Genomic DNA, 20,161 nt, shown 5'->3' with positions numbered 1-20,161 from the left:
GACCGGTGCGCCGGGTTCGTGAGGACGCCGGACCGGCTCGCGGAGCCGGCCGTGTGGCCGACGCTCTGCGGCGCGGTCCTTCCTTGGGACCGGGCCCGGCCCCGGGGCGTCGTCCGGGCCGTACCCTGGACGCATGAGCACCCCCGCCGCCCCCGAGCCGTGTGACCCGAAGGCCGCGCTGGTCTTCGACGACCCGCTGGACCGCCAGTCGTCGGACGACACCGACCGCGGGTGGGGCGAGCGGCCGACGGCCGGCAGCGACAGCGCCGCCGACCTGAAGCGCTTCCTCGACGAGAAGCCGCCCCACCACATCTGAACCCGGTTCGGCCAGATCTGAACGCGGTCCGGGACCAGGGCCCGGACCCGACCCCCGATCCGAGTCAGGGCCCGGATCTCAACCCCGACCCGAGTCAGGGCCCGGATCCGAACCCCGACCCGGGCCTGGGACCGGATCCGGGCTTCCGTCCGGACCCGGCGGGCCCGGCGGGACTGCGGCGCTACCGCCGGTACTCGCCTGAGCCGCGCTGGGCGACCAGCTCGTCGCGGATCTCCTTGAGCACCTCCAGCTCGGTCACGTCCATGACCTCCTGCGTGCCCTCCTTGGCCTTCCTGCGGGCCTCCACCACAGCCAGGTACTTCGACATCGGCAGCACCATCAGGAAGTACACGACGGCCGCCGTGATCACGAAGGTGAGGGTCGCGCCGAGGACGGAGCCCCACAGGATGTGCACGCCCTCCTTGCCCGTGCCCTGGCACCCCTTGATGCAGGAGCTGTAGCTGTCCAGGTTCTGGGTGCCGATCGTCCCGATGACCGGGTTGATGATCCCCTTCACCACCGAGTTGACGATGTTCGTGAAGGCCGCGCCGATCACCACCGCGACTGCCAGATCGACGACGTTCCCCCGCATCAGGAAGGCCTTGAAGCCCTGCAGGACGCTTGCCTTCTTTTCGCTCACCTCGGTGACACTCCTCGCATGTACAGGTTGTGGAACAAACAGCTCCGCAACCTACGGCAAGGCCGGGTGGGCGTGTCCAGCGCGGGTGCTCGAACGAGCGACTTGACGTCACCACAAGGTCACCGCCAGCCGGGCCGTGGCGCTCGCGCCGGCAAGGCGCGCCGCGGTCGACCGGGGTACCGACAGGACGACCAGGGCGCCGCTCTCGCCGACGGCGCCGGAGGCCAGGGCCGACGCGGAGGGCGAGGTGGAGGACGAGGCGTCCAGAGGCTCGGGCACCTTCGTCACGAGTGCCCCGCGCGCGACGACATGGGCCTCGCCGCCCGTCGCGCCGCCCGTTCCACCCGCCGCCTGCTGGACGGCGATGACGTCGATCCGGTCACCGGGGCGCAGCAGCCGGACGGTGGCCGCGTCGGCGATACGCACCGGTGCCGTCACCTTCTCGGCGGTACGGAGGGCGGGTGCGGGGGCGTGCGTGGACGATCGAGCGCGGGACTGCGAGCTTTCGCGCGCCTCGCCGTCCGGGTGTCCGCGCGCCGGATCACCGTCCCGTGGCCCGGCGGCCACGAGCGCGACGGCGGTGACGGCGAGTCCGATCGCGAGGGCGCGCCTTCGGCTCCGGACCAGCCGGCTGAGCCGATACCGGCCGTGGCCCACCCGCACCGGGTCGAAGACGGGCACCTCGCATGTCGCGGGCGCCTCCGGACCCGGCGCTTGCGCAGCGGGCGCCTCCGGACCGGGCGGGCACGGTGCGGGCGGGAAGGCGAGGGGAGGTGAGGTGAGGGGGGAGGAGGGAGGGAGAGCGGACACGGGACCACCACCTGCGAGGACGTACGGGCTCGGACGGGCTTGCACAGCCACGATGAGCCCTCACGCCGCCGCCCGTCGGAGCCGGTGGACCATCCACGGCTTGTGGACAACTCCGCCACCCGAACGAGGAGTTCCGCGGCAAGCGTGCCGACCGGACCCCGCCCGCGCCGCCCGACTCACCCCTTACGGCAGCTCGAACCCGGGGTTCAGTCCGCCGAGCGCCTTCGTGCACAGGCAGTCCCGGTCGGTGTTCGAGGGGAGGGCCGCGAGCGTGTCGAACAGCACCTCCCGGAGCCGGTCCACGTTGGCCGCGAACACCTGCATCACTTCCTCGTGCGAGACGCCCGCACCGCTCTCGGCGCCCGCGTCCAGATCGGTGACCAGGTTCAACGACGTGTAGCAGAGCTCCAGTTCGCGGGCCAGCGCGGCCTCCGGATGGCCCGTCATACCCACCGTCGACCAGCCCTGCGCCTGGTGCCACAGCGATTCGGCGCGGGTCGAGAACCTCGGTCCCTCGATCACGACGAGCGTCCCGCCGTCCACCGGCTCCCACTGCCGGCCGCGGGCCGCCTTCAGCGCCGCCGCGCGTCCGGCGGAGCAGTAGGGGTCGGCCAGCGACACGTGCACCACGTGGGGCACCGTGCCGTCGGGGAGGGGCAGGCCGTCGAAGTACGTCCCGGTCCGCGCCTTCGTACGGTCGACCAGCTGGTCGGGCACGACCAGGGTGCCGGGCCCGTACTGGGGGCGCAGACCGCCCACCGCGCACGGGCCGAGGACCTGACGCACGCCGACGCTGCGCAACGCCCACAGGTTGGCCCGGTAGTTGATCCGGTGGGGCGGGAGATGGTGTCCGCGTCCGTGCCGCGGGAGGAAGGCGACCCGCCGGCCGGCGGTCTCGCCGATGAAGAGGGAGTCGCTGGGAGACCCGTAGGGGGTGTCGACCTGGATCTCGGTCACGTCGTCGAGAAACGAGTAGAGACCGGAGCCGCCGATCACGCCGATCTCTGCGTTCGCTGCCTTGTTCGCCATGTCCGGCACCCTAGGCCAGCCTTGCGCCGCCGAGGAATGCCGAGCGCGCTGCCGGCGGGGACGCCGGGAACGGCCGCCGGGAACGCCGAGAACCCCGCCGTCGGACGACGACAGGGTCCCGTGAGGCAGGTGTCCTCAGGCGGCGGAGCTGCTGCCGGCCGAGGTGCCGGTGCTCGACGACTTCGAGTCCGACGAGGACGACGAGGTGGTCGAGCTCGGCTTCGCGTCGGTGGTCGACGGCTTCGACGCCGGCGAGCTGCTCGACGAGGAGCCGCGGCTGTCGTTGCGGTAGAAGCCGGAGCCCTTGAAGACGATGCCGACCGCGGAGAACACCTTCTTCAGGCGTCCACCACAGCTCGGGCACTCGGTCAGAGCGTCGTCGGTGAACTTCTGCACCGCCTCGAGGCCCTCGCCGCACTCGGTGCACTGGTACTGGTAGGTCGGCACTGTCTTCCTCCTGGCACTCTCACTCAGTGAGTGCTAACGACGGTCTATCTTGACGCATTCCCGGGGTTCAGTCCACTGTCACCGGCTCGCGGTGACCGACGCCACGTGCGACCGTACGCGCGCGAGGCCGCGTCGCCAGCCGGGAACGCAGTGCCAGCAGGACCGTCAGGGCCAGCACGGTGCCGCCCATCGGCACCAGGAAACCGGCGCCGTCCCGGACGTTGTCCTCCAGCTGACCGGCGACGGTGACGGCGGCCGCCTGGCCGAGCGCCACGGCGCCCGTCAGCCAGGTGAACGCCTCGGTGCGGGCGCCGGCCGGGACCAGGCCCTCGACCAGTGTGTAGCCGGTGATCAGCGCGGGCGCGATGCACATGCCGACCAGCAGGCCCAGACCCGCCAGGACGAGCACGGAGTGTGCGGCCCACAGGCCGGAGGCGACGAGGGCGAGGGCCGCGTAGGCGACGACCAGGCGCCGCTGGGGGGCGGCCTTCCAGGCGATCGCGCCGCAGACCAGACCCGAGAGCATGTTGCCCGCGGCGAAAGTGCCGTACAGGACGCCGTTCAGGCCGGGCTCGCCGATCGATTCGGAGAACGCGGCCAGGGAGACCTGCATGCCGCCGAAGACGGAGCCGATGCCGAGGAAGGTCGCGATCAGCACGCGCACGCCGGGGACGCGCAGAGCCGAGGCGTGCTCCACGCGCGCGTGCCCGACGGCGTCGACCCGGGGCTGGGTGCTCTTCTGCGCGGCGAACAGCAGACCGCCGAGCAGGGTCAGCGAGGCCTCGGTGATCAGACCGGCGGCCGGGTTCACGGCGGTGCACAGGGCGGTCGCCAGCAGCGGGCCGAGGACGAAGGTGAGTTCGTCCGTGACGGACTCGAAGGCCGCCGCGGTGGTCATCAGGGGCGAACCCTTCAGCTTCACGCCCCACCGGGCCCGCACCATGGGTCCGACCTGCGGCACCGAGGCGCCCGTGGGCACGGCGGCCACGAACAGCGCCCACAGCGGAGCGTGGGCGAGGGCCAGGGCCGTGAGGGCGATGCCCGACAGGGTGTGCACGAGCACGCCGGGGATCAGCACCGCACGCTGCCCGTGGCGGTCGGCGAGCCGCCCGCTGTAGGGCGCGCACAGCGCCATCGAGACGCCGGTGACGGCCGCGGCGGCGCCGGCGGCGCCGTACGAGCCGGTGGTGTGCTGCACGAGCAGCACGATGGAGATGGTGAGCATCGCGAACGGCTGGCGGGCGGCGAAGCCGGGCAGCAGGAACGTCCAGGCGCCGCGGGTGCGCAGCAGGTGCCCGTATCCCGGGCGGGCGGAGGCCGACGAGTCCTTCGACGGCTCGGTGGTGACCGTGGATGCCACGGCCCGTGCCTTTCTGCCGCCTGGTAGCGCGCCCGTGCGGGGGCGCCGAGAGCTGTCCTCTTGCGCGTGCTGCGGTAGATGCCGGAGTCCGCTGCAGGAGGTGTCCCGGCCGCCATACGGTCGCGCCAGCTCTGCGTCAGGCAGAGTTGGTTCGATCAAAGTGCGCCTTCATCCTACAGGGATCAAGGCCGAGGAGGCCTGTGAAAAGGAGCACCAGGGTCGCGGTCGCCTCTGAATGAAGGGGGTGTGAACGGTACGAAACGCGCACTCAACGTGCCCCGCCGCCCGTGCCCAGCCACCCGGCGAGCTTGCCGCCGTGTCCGACGGCCCGCAGGCGCTTCTCCGCGGCGTCGCGCACCGGGTCGGTGGCCACGACGAGGAGTTCGTCGCCGCGCCGCAGAACGGTCGACGGCATGGGGACGAACGAGGTTCCGTCCCGCACGACGAGGGTGACGGCGGCCCCGGCCGGCAGCCGCAGTTCGTTGACCTCGACACCGTGCATCTTCGACTCCTCCGGGATCGCGACGGACAGCAGGTGCCCGCGCAGTCGCTCCAGAGGTGCGGACTCGACGCCGAGGTCGGCGGCCTCCGGGTCTCCGCCGAGGCGCAGCGTGCGCGCCAGCCAGGGCAGCGTCGGCCCCTGGACCAGGGTGTAGACGACGACCAGGACGAAGACGATGTTGAAGATCCGGCGGCTGCTGTCGACGCCGTTCACCATGGGGATCGTCGCCAGGATGATGGGCACGGCGCCACGCAGGCCTGCCCAGGACATCAGGGCCTGCTCCTGCCAGGGCACCCGGAAGGGCGTCAGGCACAGGAAGACGCTGACCGGGCGGGCAACCATGGTGAGCACCAGGCCGATGACGAGCGCGGGCAGCACGTCGTCGCCCAGCTCGTGCGGGGTGACCAGCAGGCCGAGCAGGACGAACATGCCGATCTGGGCGATCCAGCCGAGGCCGTCGGCGAACCCGCGCGTGGCGGGCCAGTGCGGCAGTTTGGCGTTGCCCATGACCATGGAGGCGAGGTAGACGCCCAGGAAGCCGCTGCCGTGCGCCAGGGAGCCCGCCGCGTAGGCGGTGACGGCGATCGCCATGACGGCGATCGGGTAGAGGCCGGAGGCGGGCAGGGCGACGTGCCTGAGGCCCCAGGAGCCCAGCCAGCCCACCGCCAGGCCGATGGCGGCGCCGATGGCCAGCTCCAGCGCTATCTCGCCCAGCAGCGCGTACCAGTGCTCCACGGGGCCGGCCGTGGAGAAGGCGACGACCAGGATGACCACCGGGGCGTCGTTGAAGCCGGACTCGGCTTCCAGGGTGCCCGTCACGCGCGAGGGCAGGGGGATCTTGCGCAGGACGGAGAAGACCGCCGCCGCGTCCGTCGAGGACACCACCGCCCCGATGATCAGCGCCTGCCGCCACTCCAGCCCCGTCACGAAGTGCGCGGCCGTGGCGGTGACGCCGACGCTGACCGCGACTCCGGCCAGTGCCAGCGCCGTGGCGGACGGCAGGGCCGGTTCGATCTCCTTCCACTTCGTGCCGAGGCCGCCCTCGGCGAGGATCACGACCAGGGCGGCGTAGCCGATGACCTGCGTCAGTTCGGCGTTGTCGAAGTGGACGTCGCCGATGCCGTCCTGGCCCATGGCGATGCCGATGCCCAGGTAGACGAGCAGGCTGGGGAGCCCGCTGCGCGAGGAGATCCGGACCGCTGCGACGGCGACGAGCAGGACGAGCGAGCAGACGAGCAGGAGCTGGTTGAGGTGCTGGACAGTCAGCGGCGGTTCCCTTCACCGGCGCGCGCGCCTTGCGCGCGGGCGCACATGTGCATCGGATACATCGGACACGAAGCGGTGTGCGCCCCGCACCCAACTACTTCGTTACCTTACCTAACTCTTGACGATTTCTTGACACTCGACGGTCGCGAGATCGAACACCCTTCCGCGCGTGTACCCGACTCCGCGTCAAGTGGCGCGAAGCCCTGCGCCTATGGTTGCTCCAGCGCTCATTCAAAAGGACAGCCCGCCCTGCCGCTCGCGTTAGGACAGCAAGGACAGCGATGCCCCCCAACACCACCGCCACATCGGGTGACAAGCCCGTCAAGTCCGGCAGGAAGAAGGGGCGCAAAGCCCGTTTGATCGTGCTTGTACTGGTGCTGGCCATCATCGGTGGCGTCGCCTACGGGGCCTACTGGTCCATCAGCACCGTCCGCGCGTCCTTCCCGCAGACCAAGGGTTCGATCACCCTGGAGGGCCTGTCCGGGCCCGTCGACGTGAAACGGGACGGCTACGGCATCCCGCAGATCTACGCGGACTCCGACGAGGACCTCTTCATGGCGCAGGGCTTCGTCCAGGCGCAGGACCGGTTCTACGAGATGGACGTGCGCCGGCACATGACGTCCGGGCGGCTGTCGGAGATGTTCGGCAAGGGCCAGGTCGACAACGACGAGTTCCTGCGCACCCTGGGCTGGGACCGCGTCGCCGAGCAGGAGTACGACGACAAGCTGTCGCCCGACACCAAGAAGTATCTCCAGGCCTACGCCAAGGGTGTCAACGCCTACCTCAAGGGCAAGGACGGCGCGGACATCTCCCTGGAGTACGCGGCTCTCGGCTTCACCAACGACTACAAGCCCGCCGAGTGGACCCCGGTCGACTCCGTGTCGTGGCTGAAGGCGATGGCCTGGGACCTGCGCGGCAACATGCAGGACGAGATCGACCGCGCCCTGATGACCAGCAGGCTGGGCCCGCAGCAGATCGCCGACCTGTACCCGGAGTACCCGTACAGCCGTAACCAGCCGATCGTCCAGGACGGCCGGTACGACGAGCCGACCAAGACGTTCGAGGACGGTGACGGGAACGGTTCCGGCAGCGGCTCCGGCGACTCGTCCGGCAGTGGCAGTGGCAGTGGCACGGGCGGCGGCGCCTCGGGAGGCTCCGGTTCGGGAGGCTCCGGCTCGGGCGTGCAGAGCCAGCTCTCGGGTCTCTACGACGTCCTGGACGACCTGCCCACGGCCGTCGGAGTGAACGGCAACGGCATCGGATCCAACTCCTGGGCCGTCGCCGGGAAGCACACGATCACCGGCAAGCCGCTGCTGGCCAACGACCCGCACCTGTCGGCCTCGCTGCCGTCCGTCTGGTACCAGATGGGTCTGCACTGCCGCAGCGTCTCCAGCAAGTGCGCCTACGACGTCTCCGGCTACACCTTCGCAGGCATGCCCGGCGTGGTCATCGGCCACAACGCGGACATCGCGTGGGGCATGACGAACTCCGGCGTCGACGTCACCGACCTCTACCTGGAAAAGCTCTCCGGCGCCGACGGCTACCAGTACGACAGCAAGGTCAAGCCGTTCGTCACGCGCGAGGAGACGATCAAGGTCGCCGGCGGCGATGCCAAGAAGATCGTCGTCCGGCAGACACAGGACGGGATGCCGCTGCTGTCCGACCGCGACGACGAACTCGTCAAGGTCGGCAAGAAGGCCACCGTCGGCGGCGGGGCGCCCGACCGGGCCGACGGGTACGCCGTCGCCCTGAAGTGGACCGCGCTCGAGCCCGGCACCTCCATGGACGCCGTCTTCCTCATGGACAGGGCCAAGGACTGGGACGGCTTCCGCAAGGCGGCCGCGAAGTTCGACGTGCCCTCCCAGAACCTGGTCTACGCCGATGCCGAGCACATCGGCTACCAGCTGCCCGGCAAGATCCCCACGCGTGCGAAGGGTGTGGACGGCTCGATCCCGACACCCGGTTGGAAGTCCAAGTACCAGTGGACCGGGTACATCGACTTCAAGGAACTGCCCCACGAGTTCGACCCCCCGCGCGGGTACATCGTCACCGCCAACCAGGCCGTGGTCGACAAGAAGGACTACCCGTACACCCTCACCACGGACTGGGGCTACGGCGCGCGCAGCCAGCGGATCACCGACCTGATCAAGGAGAAGATCGGGGGCGGCGGCAAGATCTCCACCGACGACATGCGCCAGATGCAGCTGGACGACACCAGCGAGATCGCCAAGCTGCTCGCCCCCGTGCTGAGGAAGATCGAACTCAAGGACGCGGACGTCCGCGAGGCGCAGGACCTGCTGCAGAACTGGAACTACACCCAGGACGCCGATTCGGCCGCGGCCGCCTACTTCAACGCGGTCTGGCGCAACATCCTCAAGCTGGCCTTCGGCAACAAGCTGCCCAAGGAGCTGCGCGTCGAGGGCCAGTGCCTGTGGGTCGACCCGGTCGACTCCACCGGCCCGGTCGATGACACCCGCAAGGTCCGCGAGTGCGGCCAGCGCGACGCCGACCAGGCGCAGCCGGACGGCGGCGACCGCTGGTTCGAGGTCGTGCGCAGCCTCCTCGACAAGAAGAACAGCGACTGGTGGACGACGCCCGCATCGGGCACCCGGCGCCCCGGCGCCGACCACGACAGGGACAAGCTGTTCGAGCGGGCCATGATCGACGCCCGCTGGGAGCTGACCGCCAAGCTCGGCAAGGACATCGACACCTGGAGCTGGGGACGGCTGCACCGTCTGTTCCTGAAGAACCAGACCCTGGGCACCAGCGGACCCGGCTTCCTGCAGTACATCCTCAACCGCGGCCCGTGGAAGCTGAGCGGCGGCGAGGCGTCGGTCAACGCGACCGGCTGGAACGCGGCCGGCGGCTACGGGGTGGTGTGGGTGCCGTCGATGCGGATGGTGGTCAACCTCGACGACCTGGACAAGTCGAAGTGGATCAACCTCAGCGGCGCCTCGGGACACGCCTTCAGCGCCCACTACACCGATCAGACGGGCAAGTGGGCCGACGGTGAGCTGCTGGACTGGTCCTTCTCGAAGAAGGCGGTCGACGACAGCACCAGCGACACCCTGGTCCTCAAGCCCTGAGCGGGCGAACGGTGAAGTGGCCCTCCACGCGCGGGTGGAGGGCCACTTCACGTCAGGGCCGGGTTCCGGCGAAGCGGCGGACCGCCGACGGCGTCACCACGGCCTGTACCGGCCGGTCGTGCGCCTCGTCCGGGACATGCTCGACGACCTCGGCGTCGTACAGGAGCACCACCAGGAAGGGGCGGGCCCCGTGCGCCGCCAGCCGGGCCAGCACACGGTCGTACGACCCCCCGCCGCGGCCGAGCCGCACACCGCGCTCGTCGACCGCGAGGCCGGGCAGCAGCACCACGTCGGCGTCGGCCACGGCGTCCGGGCCGAGGCGCTCGCCGGCCGGCTCCAACAGGGCCGTCTTCCCGCCGTGTTGGATCCGTGCGAGAGAGCCCTCGCCGGTGTACGCGCCCCAGTCCAGATCGTTGTCGGGCAGCAGGGCGGGGAGAAGCACCCGCACGCCCCGCGCGCGCAGCGCGTCCAGCAGCGCCGGGGTGCCGGGCTCGGAACCCACGGAGACGTACGCCGCCACCGTGCGCGCCCGGGCCAGCTCGGGCAGCTCCAGGGCGCGCTCGGCCAGTGCGGCGGCGGCCGAGCGCAGGTCATCCGTCGTCAACCTGTTCCTCGCGCCGAGGAACCCTCGCCGCAACATCCGTTTGTCAGGCTCTGGTCCGCCTTCGAGGTGACTCATATGTCGCTCCCGCACCGGTCGTACATTGCTCTCACACAGCTTTAGTAAGTTCATATGATCATGAATTGGCCAGATCCACAGATTCGGCTCAAAGCCAGCGGATAAGGTGACCGGCATGACTCAGTCGCACCCCAGGATCAGCAAGGCTGTCATCCCCGCGGCCGGCCTCGGCACCCGGTTCCTGCCGGCGACCAAGGCCACTCCCAAGGAGATGCTGCCGGTCGTGGACAAGCCCGCTATCCAGTACGTGGTCGAGGAGGCCGTCTCCGCCGGCCTCGACGACGTCCTCATGGTCACCGGCCGCAACAAGCGGCCCCTGGAGGACCACTTCGACCGCAACTACGAACTCGAGTCGGCCCTGCAGAAGAAAGGCGACGCCGCCCGCCTCGCCAAGGTCCAGCAGTCCAGCGACCTCGCCACCATGCACTACGTGCGCCAGGGCGACCCCAGGGGCCTCGGCCACGCCGTCCTGTGCGCGGCCCCGCACGTCGGGCAGGAGCCCTTCGCCGTCCTCCTCGGCGACGACCTGATCGATCCCCGCGACCCGCTGCTCCAGCGCATGATCGAGGTCCAGGAGCAGCACGGCGGCAGCGTCGTCGCGCTCATGGAGGTCGCCCCCGAGCAGATCCACCTCTACGGCTGCGCGGCCGTGGACACCACCGTGGACAGCGACGTCGTCAAGGTGACCGGCCTGGTGGAGAAGCCGGACCCGGCGGACGCCCCGTCGAACTACGCGATCATCGGCCGCTACGTGCTCGACCCCAGCGTGTTCGGCGTGCTGCGCGAGACCGAGCCCGGCCGTGGCGGCGAGATCCAGCTCACCGACGCCCTCCAGCAGCTCGCGCAGGACGAGAAGCTCGGCGGTCCCGTCCACGGCGTCGTCTTCAAGGGCCGCCGTTATGACACCGGCGACCGGGGCGACTATCTGCGTGCCATTGTCAGACTCGCGTGCGAACGTGAAGATCTGGGTCCGGACTTCCGGTCCTGGCTTCGCAGTTACGTCACCGAGGAGATGTAGCCACTTTGAGCACCGCCGCGCCCCGTCCCGCCGCCGAGGAACGCCTCTGGTCGGTGGACGAGCACCTGGAGGACATCCTCGCCACCGTCCGCCCGCTGGAGCCCATCGAGCTGCAACTGCCCGACGCCCAGGGCTGCGTGCTCGTCGAGGACGTCACGGTGCCGGTCTCGCTGCCGCCCTTCGACAACAGCTCCATGGACGGCTACGCGGTACGGGTCGCGGACGTCGCGGGCGCGAGCGAGGAGTTCCCGGCCGCCCTGGACGTCGTGGGCGACGTCGCGGCGGGGCAGGCGGCCGACCGGCTCCATGTCGGGCCGGGACAGGCCGCCCGCATCATGACCGGCGCCCCGCTGCCGGCCGGCGCCGAGGCCGTCGTCCCCGTGGAGTGGACCGACGGAGGGCTCGGCGAGGGCCCGGTCAGCGGCATGCGCGCCCGCAGTCTCGCCCCCGAGCAGGCCTCCGGGCACGTGCGCGTGTACCGGCCGGCCGAGGCACGCGCGCATGTGCGCGCCAAGGGCAGCGATGTGAAGGCGGGGGACCGCGCCCTCGACGCCGGAACCGTCCTCGGGCCGCCCCAGATCGCCCTGCTCGCCGCGATCGGCCGCGCCTCCGTGCGGGTGCGCCCGCGCCCGCGCGTGGTCGTGATGTCCACCGGCAGCGAACTCGTCCAGCCCGGCGAGGAGCTGGGCAGCGGCCAGATCTACGACTCCAACAGCTTCGCCCTCACCGCCGCAGCCCGGGACGCCGGGGCGATCGCCTACCGGGTCGGCGCGGTCGCCGACGACGCCGACACCCTGCGCTCCACCATCGAGGACCAGCTCGTGCGCGCCGACCTCGTCGTCACCACCGGCGGGGTGAGCGTCGGGGCGTACGACGTCGTCAAGGAGGCGCTGGAGCACGTCGGCGACGAGGACGAGGAGGGCGGCGGCGTCGAGTTCCGCAAGCTCGCCATGCAGCCCGGCAAGCCCCAGGGCTTCGGCTCCGTCGGCCCCGACCACACCCCTTTGCTGGCCCTGCCCGGCAACCCGGTGTCGTCGTACGTGTCCTTCGAGCTGTTCGTCCGCCCCGCCATCCGCACCCTCATGGGGCTCGCGGACGTCCACCGGCCCGTCACGCGCGCGAAGCTGACCGCCGACAAGGCGCTGACCTCGCCGAAGGGGCGCAGACAGTTCCTGCGCGCGGTGCACAGCGAGGGCGCCGTCCGCCCGGTCGGCGGCGCCGGCTCCCATCTGGTCGCGGCCCTCGCGCACGCCGACGCGCTCATCGTCGTCCCCGAGGACGTGGAATCCGTGGAGCCCGGCGCCGAGGTCGAGGTCGTCCTGCTCGGCTGAGCGCTCCGGGTTGGGGGTACCGTGTCGCGCACAACAGGCCCGTGCGCCCCACCGCGCCGGGCCCGGACCGGGAGCGCCACCAGCATGAGTACGCAGGACCGACTGACGCACATCGACGAGGCGGGCGCGGCGCGCATGGTCGACGTGTCCGGCAAGGACGTCACCGCCCGCACCGCCCGGGCCAGCGGGCGGGTCCTCGTCTCGCCCCGCGTGATCGAGCTGCTGCGCGGCGAAGGGGTGCCCAAGGGCGACGCGCTGGCCACCGCTCGGATCGCGGGCATCATGGGCGCCAAGCGCACCCCCGACCTCATCCCGCTGTGTCACCCCCTGGCCGTCTCCGGTGTGAAACTGGAACTGTCGGTCGCGGACGACGCCGTGGAGATCACCGCCACGGTGAAGACGACGGACCGCACGGGCGTCGAGATGGAGGCCCTCACCGCGGTCTCCGTAGCCGCGCTCACCGTGATCGACATGGTCAAGGCCGTCGACAAGGAAGCGGTGATCACGGACGTGCGCGTGGAGGAGAAGACGGGCGGCAAGTCGGGCGACTGGAGCCGGGCATGACACTCGACGCATCGGCCGGCGGCGCCCTGCTCGCGCCGTACAGCGCACTGGTCGTGACCGCCTCCAACCGGGCCGCCGCCGGGGTCTACGAGGACCGGGGCGGCCCCTTGATCGCCGAGGGGCTGCGCGGCTTCGGCTTCGCCGTGGACGGTCCGTGGGTCGTCCCCGACGGGGACCCGGTGGAGGCCGCCCTGCGGGCCGCCGTCGAGGCCGGGTACGACGTCGTCGTCACCACCGGCGGCACCGGGATCTCGCCCACCGACCGCACGCCCGAGGCGACCCGCGCCGTGATCGACCGCGAGACGCCGGGCATCGCCGAGGCCATCCGCGCGTACGGCCGGGAGAAGGTGCCCACCTCGGCGCTCTCGCGGGGGCTGGCCGGAGTGGCGGACGGCACCCTGATCGTCAACCTGCCCGGCTCCACCGGCGGCGTGAAGGACGGTCTGGCCGTCCTGCAACCGCTGCTGATCCACGCCGTCGACCAGATCCGCGGCGGCGACCACCCGGGACCCAGCCACGGGGGTGCGAGCTGAACAGCCCATCCTGGCCTGTCGAGCTGCGGGACGGCGACATCGTCCTGCGGCCGATAAAGCTGCGCGACCAGCGGGTCTGGCGCGAGGTCAACCGGCGCAACCGGGACTGGCTGCGCCCCTGGGAGGCGACCATCCCGCCGCCCGCGCCCAGCGGCCCGATCGCGCACCGGCCGACGTACCGTCAGATGGTCCGGCACCTGCGGAACGAGGCGAACGCGGGGCGGATGCTGCCGTTCGTCATCGAGTACCAGGGGCGGCTCGTCGGGCAGTTGACGGTCGCCGGGATCACCTGGGGGTCCATGTGCTCGGGACACGTCGGCTACTGGGTGGACGAGTCGGTCGCCGGCCGCGGCGTGATGCCGACGGCCGTGGCCATGGTCGTGGACCACTGTTTCCGCACCGTCGGACTGCACCGCATCGAGGTCTGCATTCGACCCGAGAACGGCCCCAGTCGCCGGGTCGTGGAGAAACTCGGATTCCGCGAGGAAGGACTGCGCCCGCGCTATCTCCACATCGACGGCGCGTGGCGCGACCACCTCGTGTTCGCCCTCACGTCGGAGGAGGTCCCGGAGGGTCTGCTGAACCGCTGGCGGCGCTCACGCTCCCGGACCGCACCTCGCGGGCACCAGAGCACGCCCCAGAGCGCGCCGGGGAATGCGGCGGGGAATCACCGGGACCCCGGAAATTGAATAAACGTTCGATGGAATACATGTTCGACAGTGATCGAGTGGTGACTGACTCGGGCGGGGAATTCGCGTCCCTGGCGGCCTGCTGATCGCATCGATCACAAAAAAAGTTAGAAATATCAGCCGGATCGTGCGACACACCGGCTCAATTGGCGGATGGCCTCACGTAAACCCCTCTACGGTGTGAGGCGTGAGCAGCAGCGGCCTCATCTACGCAGTCATCGTCGGGGCCTGGGCCGCCTACTTGGTGCCCATGTGGCTCCGTAGGCAGGACGAGCTGAACGAGGCTCGTCCGACGGAACGCTTCAGCACCGCCATCCGGCTGCTGTCCGGACGGGCGGGAATGGAGCGCCGGTACGCCAAGGACCTGCGGGCGCGCTCCACCGAGGAGGAGCCCGACGCCGACGCTCCGGACGCCGTCACCGACACGGTGGACGTCCGGGCCTTCGCCATGCCCCCGACCCGCCCGCAGGTGAAGGCGCCGGTGCACGAGCGCGGTCATGAGCGCGCGCACGAGCGCGGCCAGGAACGCGGTACGGGGCGTCCGGAAGGCGCGCGCGAGCCGGCGGCCGACTCGGGGCGGGAACCGCGCGAACAGGGCGTCAGACAGACCCGCGACCACGCTTCCGCGCAGTCCGCGGGCTCCGGAGCCGCTCCGCATCCGTCGGCGGCCCAGGCTCCTCAGACCTCCCAGCCGCTGCCGGCCTCTTCTGCTTCCCCGGCGTCCCACGCTCCCGCGGGTTCCGCGGCCGCCGCGTCACCGCGCGAGGCGGGCCGGCGCGTGCCGGTCGCCCGGCACACGTCCTCCGCACGGCCGCCCGCGCGGTACGCGTCCGCTGCGCAGGCGGCCGCGGCGCAGGCGTCCGCCGCGCGCGCCCAGCGCTCGAAGGCGCTCGCACGCCGCCGGCGCACCACGGTGATGCTCTTCCTTGCCTTCACGCTCGGCGCGATCGTGGCGGCCGTCGGCGGTCTCGCCTTCCTCTGGGCGCCCGCCGTGCCCGCCGTCCTGCTCAGCGCGTACATCGCCTATCTGCGCGCCCAGGAGCACCGCCGCTTCGCCTACCAGATGGACCGCAGGCGGGCCGAGGTCGCCGCGCAGCGGCTGCGCGAGCGCCAGCCGCGCCGTCGGGCCCCGGCCCCCGCCGGCGCCTCGTCCCCCGACACCGGCTCCGACGCCGGCGCAGAGGAGCCGCACGAGGGGGCCGAACCGGAGACCGACCCGGGCCTGCTGGCGCTGGCCGCGGACCGCAGGGCGCTCGTCGAGCAGACCGACCACGCCGAGTGGGTCGACCAGCAGCGCGAGCGGCAGCGTCGCCCCGGACACGGCGAGAGCTGGGACCCGGTCCCGGTCCCGCTGCCCACGTATGTGACCGCACCGGTCGCCCCGCGCGCCACGTCCGACGTGGATCTCGCGGCGCCCGACGCCTGGAGTTCGGCCCGGTCGAGCTCCGTCGCGCCGGACCAGGAGACGGCCGACGCCGGTGACGCCCCGGCCGGGGAGCCCGAAGCGGCGGACCGCGCCGAGGACGGCCCCGGGGAGGGCGGCGAGCGCAGCGACGCACGGCGCGCCGCCTCGGCCCGGCGCTCGCGTGAACGCGGCCGCACCCCGCTGTTCGACCAGTACGAGGACGGCGAGCGACCCCGCGCCGCCAACGAATAGGGGCCGCGGCAACCCCCCGCCCGGCCTCGGGGAACGGATTTCCAAGCAGGCCGATGGGGGTGCTAGAGTTTCACTCGTTGCAAGGGCCTGTGGCGCAGTCCGGTAGCGCACCTCGTTCGCATCGAGGGGGTCTGGGGTTCAAATCCCCACAGGTCCACTGCAGCTCAAAGCCCCGGTCGGGATTCCCGACCGGGGCTTTGGCCATGTCGTACCGCGGCAAAGTACAGCCACCACGTTGGGTCTTGCTTCCCGAGACGCCGACCGGCGGGCCAACTGCTCCGCGTCCAGGCCCTCGCACCGCATCCGCGACGTCAGGCGGGAGCCCGCGAGCCGGTCCCGCAGTGTCGCCGACTCGCCCTGCGGGCCCGGCCCCTGCGTGCCGTGGGGTCGCCCCGCGGGTCGACCCACAGGTCGGAGGAGGCTGTTGCGGTGCTCCGTCGGGCGGGACGGTCAGCCACGCGGCGCGTACTCGTCCGTGACGGTCCTGGCCCGCCACCGGGCTTTCCCCGCCGCGCCGCGGACGCCGTGTTCGCGGCGCCGCGGGCGCCGCAGGGCCGTCGCCGTCGTGGTGAGGGACGCGGCCAGAGCGAGCAGTGCGCAGGCTCCCGTCGTGCACCCGACCGCCGTCCAGGGCACGACGAGCGCCGACGGCGCCGAGAGCAGCCGCAGGGCGGCGCTCATGCCGGCCAGGTTCACCGTCGTCACCAGCAGCCCCAGCAGGGCGCCCGCTCCGACGACGGCCAGCGTCTCGGTGGCGGCCAGCCGCAGGATCTGTGCGGACGTCGCGCCCGCCAGCCGCAGAGCGCGCAGGGCGGGTCTGCGTTCGGCGGCCGCCATGACCAGGGTGTTGGCGAGCGAGATGCCGGTGTGGGCGAGCGCGATGCCGAGGACGAGCAGCAGCCCGAGCAGAGTCGTCCGGTTCGGCTCGGGGCGACCGGCCCGAGCCCACTGCGCCTCGTCCATCACCCGCACCCCGTCGACGGCCCGCAGCCCCGCGGCGACCGCCGCCGGATCGACGCCCGGCCGCACCCGCACCGCCACCCGGTCCACGCCCGCGCCGCCCGCGTTCGCCGGGGTGACGTAGGCGCCGTAGGCGCCGGTGCCCACGGCCAGCACCGCCACGATCCGCAGGGTTCTCGCCGTGCCGTCCCCGAGCCACACCGGCACCCGCTGCCCCACCCGGTGCCGGGCCCACTCCCCGGTCACGACGATCGAGCCGTCGTCCAGGTCCGCGAGCTCGCCGGCCGTCACGGGCAGCCGTGCCGTCTGCGCGAGCAGCCGCGGATCGGCCGCGCGGGCCTCGGACTTCATCAGCGCCACACCGTCCTCCAGGGTGTACACGGAGGTGGCGGACGTGGCGGACACCAGCGTGCCCGGCACCTGCCGCAGCCGCTCGACGTCCCTCGCCGGCAGCGTCGCCCCGTCCCGCGGCGTCACCACGAAGTCGGCGGTGGTCTGCCGTCGTGCCTCGTCCGCCCGCGCCTCGTCCAGCGTGGCCGTCGCGCCCAGCAGGGAGCCGGCCAGCGCCACGGTGACCAGCACGGGCGCGGCCACGGCGGCGCTGCGGCGGATCCCGGCGACCGCGTGCGCCCGCGCCAACAGGCCCACCACGCCCGGCAGTCGGGGCAACAGCGGCCGCACCAGCGCCGGCGAGAGCAGTGCGACCGCCGTGATCAGCAGCATCGGGCGGACGACGTACGTCTTGCGGTGCAGCAGATCGCCCGGGTCGGTCGCCAGCGCGTACGCCAGGGTCGCCACGGCCGTGAGCAGCAACGCCGCACCCCACACCCGGCGGCCCCGGGTCAGCGCGCGGCCGTCGACCGCGGCCTCGCGCAGCGCCTGTGCGGGAGCGGTCCGTCCCGCCCGCCACGACGCGGCCAGCGCGCCGCCGAGGGCGACCGACAGACCTGTCCAGAAAGCGAGATGGTACGGCCAGACCCCGGTCCCGGGGCCGCCGATCGCGTACCAGCCGGGCGCGAGACCGCCCTCGACCACGAGGTCGCCGAGGACCGGGGCGCCGTAGGCGCCCAGCGCGCAGCCCGTCGCCGAGGCGAGCACCCCGACGAACAGGGCTTCCGCGAGGACCGTGCGCCGGACCTGCCCGGGCGTGGCGCCGACGGTGCGCAGCAGCGCGAACTCGCGGCGGCGCCGGTCGACGGCGAAGGCGAAGGTGGAGGCCACGACGAAGACGGAGACGAAGGCGGTCACCCCGCCGGCCGTGCCGAACAGTGCGTTCAGCCCGGTCAGGGCCTCGGCGTCCCGGCCGGGGTCGGCGTCGGCGAGCCGACGGGAGCTGCCGGTGAGGACGCGCACGCCGTCGTCCTCGACCGCCGCGCGCACCGCCGCCGCGTCCGCCTCCACGACCAACTGGACGACGGACGGGGCCAGTCGGGCGGCCCGGGCGTCCGAGTAGAAGACGGCGTTCTCGAAGCCGAGGCCGTGCACCCTGCCGACCACCCGCAACGGGCCGTCCGCGGTGCGCAGTCGGGCGCCCACGGTCGTCCAGCCGCCGGAGACGACGACCTCGTCGGCCGCCTCGGGCGCACGGCCGGCGGTCAGCCCGTACGGGGCGAAGCGGGCCGTCGACCAGGGATGGCCGACCAGGTTCCCCGGGGCGGCGGGGTCGTCCTCGGCCTGGCTCGTGCGGACCGGGAAGGACCGGTCCTCGGTGACCGGACCGAGGGCGCGCAGTGCGGCGACGGTCCCGGCGGGCACCGGGCGCGGCCGCGCCAGATCCGCCGTCCGCTCGCCCGCCGGGGTCGCGACCCGCAGGACGTCCTGCCCCCGGACGACCACCGTCGCGGCCGCGAACCGCTCCGGGGCGCGCGCGGGCGCGCCCAGCGACGCGGCCAGCGCCTGGCCCATGACGGCGAGCAGCGCGACGCCCAGTGCGAGGGCGACGAAGCTGCCGGTGAAGGCGACCCAGCGGGTGCGCAGGGTGTGCCACGCGATGCTCAGCACGCGACGTCCTCCCATCCGGTCTCCAGGCCCGCCATCCGAGCCGCGACCGCCTCGGCGGTCGCCTCGGAGCCGGAGAGCTCCCCGTGGACGCGGCCGTCGACCAGGAAGACGACCCGGTCCGCGTAGGAAGCGGCGAGCGGATCGTGGGTGACCATCACGACCGTCCGTCCGTCGTCGTCGACCAGGGAACGCAGCAGTTTCAGCACTTCACGGCCGGCGGCGGAGTCCAGCGCGCCCGTCGGCTCGTCGGCGAAGAGCACCTCGGGGCGGGTGATCAGGGCGCGGGCGAGGGCGACGCGCTGCTGCTGGCCGCCGGAGAGCCGGCCGGGGTGGTGACCGGCGCGGTCGGCGAGCCCGACCTGCCGCAGGGCCTCGCGCACCCGGGACCTCGACGGACGGCGGCCGGCCAGCCGCAGCGGAAGCGCGACGTTCTGCTCGGCGGTGAGCGCGGGCAGCAGGTTGAACGACTGGAAGACGAAGCCGATCCGCTCCCGGCGCAGCAGTGTCAGCCGCCGCTCGCTCAGTCCGCTCAGCTCGGTCCCGCCGATGCGCACCGACCCCGAGGTCGGCCGGTCGAGCCCGGCGGCGCACTGCAGCAGCGTCGACTTGCCCGAGCCGGACGGGCCCATGACGGCCGTGAAGGTGCCGTGGGGCAGGGCGAGGGTGACGTCGTCGAGCGCCGTGACCCGGGCCCCGGCGGCCTCGTACCGCCGGTGCACGGCGGTCAGCAGGACGGCGGGCGCGCTCCGGGCGGCGGAAGTGGATGTGGATCCGGACGTGGACGTGGGCGTCGACCCGGGCGGGGGCTGGGCGGCCGGTGCCGGGTGTACGGCGTGTTCGGTCATGGGTCCACCGAACCCCGCGCGACCCCGCCCGGTCTGTCGGGCAGGGGCTAGATCTGGGGTAGGGCCAGGCATACCCCGCGGACTACGGGTGCGGGTATGGCCGGGCGCCCCGCGCTCCTCCTACCGTGATCCGTATGCATCCCCCCAACGTGTGGCAGGCGCTGTGCCGCCCGGCCTATCTGCTGTCGCCGTGGCCGTGGCGGGCCGCCGCCTATCTGCTGACGGGAGCGGTCGGCGGCGCCGCCGTCCTGGCGGGCCTGGTGGTGTGGGCGGTGGCCGGCGGGGTGCTGGCGGTCGTGCTCGTCGGGCTGCCCCTGCTGGCGGGCCTCGCGTTCGCCGGGCTGCCGGTGGCAGCGCTGGAACGGCGCAGGCTGCGCTGGGTCGACCCGGCGCCCGCGCCCGCCGCGCACGCCGAACCGCACGCGCCC

The 20,161-nt window shown here is 72.5% G+C and carries 18 protein-coding genes and 1 tRNA gene; 10 read left to right on the top strand and 9 right to left on the bottom strand.

What is annotated here, in order from left to right; genetic code table 11:
• Positions 1 to 133: 133 nt before the first annotated feature.
• Positions 134 to 316 (top strand): hypothetical protein, encoded by a 183-nt coding sequence (locus BG482_RS30240; protein ID WP_069772361.1) that lies wholly within the window; start codon positions 134 to 136, stop codon positions 314 to 316.
• Positions 317 to 497: 181 nt separating this feature from the next.
• On the opposite strand, the gene mscL is transcribed toward BG482_RS30240, so the two are convergent.
• From mscL to BG482_RS30210, 6 genes are all read right to left on the bottom strand, one after another.
• Entirely contained in the window at positions 498 to 956 is a 459-nt protein-coding gene (gene mscL, locus BG482_RS30235; protein ID WP_069772360.1) for a large conductance mechanosensitive channel protein MscL, read from the bottom strand.
• Positions 957 to 1,064: 108 nt separating this feature from the next.
• On the bottom strand, positions 1,065 to 1,637 hold the full coding sequence (locus tag BG482_RS30230; RefSeq protein ID WP_069772359.1) for an RcpC/CpaB family pilus assembly protein: 573 nt from the start codon (positions 1,635 to 1,637) through the stop codon (positions 1,065 to 1,067).
• Positions 1,638 to 1,949: 312 nt separating this feature from the next.
• Positions 1,950 to 2,795, bottom strand: a complete 846-nt coding sequence (locus BG482_RS30225; RefSeq protein ID WP_069772358.1) for an S-methyl-5'-thioadenosine phosphorylase — start codon at positions 2,793 to 2,795, stop codon at positions 1,950 to 1,952.
• 135 nt (positions 2,796 to 2,930) lie between these two features.
• Entirely contained in the window at positions 2,931 to 3,242 is a 312-nt protein-coding gene (locus tag BG482_RS30220) for an FmdB family zinc ribbon protein (RefSeq protein ID WP_069772357.1), read from the bottom strand.
• A gap of 67 nt (positions 3,243 to 3,309) precedes the next feature.
• Positions 3,310 to 4,602, bottom strand: coding sequence for an MFS transporter (locus tag BG482_RS30215; protein ID WP_069772356.1), 1,293 nt, complete (start codon positions 4,600 to 4,602; stop codon positions 3,310 to 3,312).
• 268 nt (positions 4,603 to 4,870) lie between these two features.
• Positions 4,871 to 6,370: a potassium/proton antiporter gene (locus tag BG482_RS30210; RefSeq protein ID WP_107450811.1), complete on the bottom strand. Its 1,500-nt coding sequence runs from the start codon at positions 6,368 to 6,370 to the stop codon at positions 4,871 to 4,873.
• Between the two features lie 281 nt (positions 6,371 to 6,651).
• Between BG482_RS30210 and BG482_RS30205 the strand changes: the two genes are divergently transcribed.
• Complete coding sequence (locus tag BG482_RS30205; RefSeq protein ID WP_069772354.1) at positions 6,652 to 9,456, top strand: penicillin acylase family protein; 2,805 nt, start codon at positions 6,652 to 6,654, stop codon at positions 9,454 to 9,456.
• 52 nt (positions 9,457 to 9,508) lie between these two features.
• Here the strand turns inward: BG482_RS30205 and BG482_RS30200 are convergent, their stop codons facing one another.
• Complete coding sequence (locus BG482_RS30200; RefSeq protein WP_079142330.1) at positions 9,509 to 10,135, bottom strand: 5-formyltetrahydrofolate cyclo-ligase; 627 nt, start codon at positions 10,133 to 10,135, stop codon at positions 9,509 to 9,511.
• A 115-nt stretch (positions 10,136 to 10,250) separates the two neighbouring features.
• Here BG482_RS30200 and galU point away from each other — a divergent pair, with 115 nt between their 5' ends.
• The 7 genes from galU to BG482_RS30165 all read left to right on the top strand — a co-directional run bounded on the left by galU (position 10,251) and on the right by BG482_RS30165 (position 16,084).
• Positions 10,251 to 11,153, top strand: a complete 903-nt coding sequence (gene galU / locus BG482_RS30195; protein WP_069772352.1) for a UTP--glucose-1-phosphate uridylyltransferase GalU — start codon at positions 10,251 to 10,253, stop codon at positions 11,151 to 11,153.
• Positions 11,154 to 11,158: 5 nt separating this feature from the next.
• On the top strand, positions 11,159 to 12,484 hold the full coding sequence (glp, locus tag BG482_RS30190) for a gephyrin-like molybdotransferase Glp (RefSeq protein ID WP_069772351.1): 1,326 nt from the start codon (positions 11,159 to 11,161) through the stop codon (positions 12,482 to 12,484).
• 84 nt (positions 12,485 to 12,568) lie between these two features.
• Positions 12,569 to 13,048, top strand: coding sequence for a cyclic pyranopterin monophosphate synthase MoaC (gene moaC / locus BG482_RS30185; protein WP_069772350.1), 480 nt, complete (start codon positions 12,569 to 12,571; stop codon positions 13,046 to 13,048).
• A complete protein-coding gene (locus tag BG482_RS30180) occupies positions 13,045 to 13,581 on the top strand; it encodes a molybdenum cofactor biosynthesis protein B (protein WP_069772349.1) in 537 nt (178 codons plus the stop codon). The genes moaC and BG482_RS30180 overlap by 4 nt, the downstream gene beginning before the upstream one ends.
• Positions 13,578 to 14,270, top strand: coding sequence for a GNAT family N-acetyltransferase (locus BG482_RS30175; RefSeq protein ID WP_069772401.1), 693 nt, complete (start codon positions 13,578 to 13,580; stop codon positions 14,268 to 14,270). The genes BG482_RS30180 and BG482_RS30175 overlap by 4 nt, the downstream gene beginning before the upstream one ends.
• 187 nt (positions 14,271 to 14,457) lie before the next feature.
• Positions 14,458 to 15,927, top strand: a complete 1,470-nt coding sequence (gene glpR, locus BG482_RS30170; RefSeq protein ID WP_069772348.1) for a gephyrin-like molybdotransferase receptor GlpR — start codon at positions 14,458 to 14,460, stop codon at positions 15,925 to 15,927.
• A gap of 83 nt (positions 15,928 to 16,010) precedes the next feature.
• Positions 16,011 to 16,084 (top strand) — tRNA-Ala (locus tag BG482_RS30165).
• A gap of 293 nt (positions 16,085 to 16,377) precedes the next feature.
• Here the strand turns inward: BG482_RS30165 and BG482_RS30160 are convergent.
• Positions 16,378 to 18,888 carry an ABC transporter permease gene (locus tag BG482_RS30160; RefSeq protein WP_079142328.1) on the bottom strand — a complete coding sequence of 837 codons (2,511 nt, stop codon included), beginning with the start codon at positions 18,886 to 18,888 and terminating at the stop codon, positions 16,378 to 16,380.
• A complete protein-coding gene (locus BG482_RS30155) occupies positions 18,882 to 19,733 on the bottom strand; it encodes an ABC transporter ATP-binding protein (RefSeq protein WP_079142326.1) in 852 nt (283 codons plus the stop codon). Before BG482_RS30155 ends, BG482_RS30160 begins: the two co-directional genes overlap by 7 nt.
• Positions 19,734 to 19,867: 134 nt before the next feature.
• Between BG482_RS30155 and BG482_RS30150 the strand changes: the two genes are divergently transcribed.
• Positions 19,868 to 20,161, top strand: a 294-nt coding sequence (locus BG482_RS30150; protein WP_176741499.1) for a sensor domain-containing protein, incomplete at its 3' end; no start/stop codon positions are given.

The sequence above is a fragment of the Streptomyces sp. LUP30 genome (assembly GCF_001746365.1).
In the GTDB taxonomy this organism is placed as follows: Bacteria; Actinomycetota; Actinomycetes; order Streptomycetales; family Streptomycetaceae; genus Streptomyces.
The sequence above is the reverse complement of the archived record's forward strand: the minus strand, read 5'-3'. Positions and strand labels throughout refer to the sequence as shown.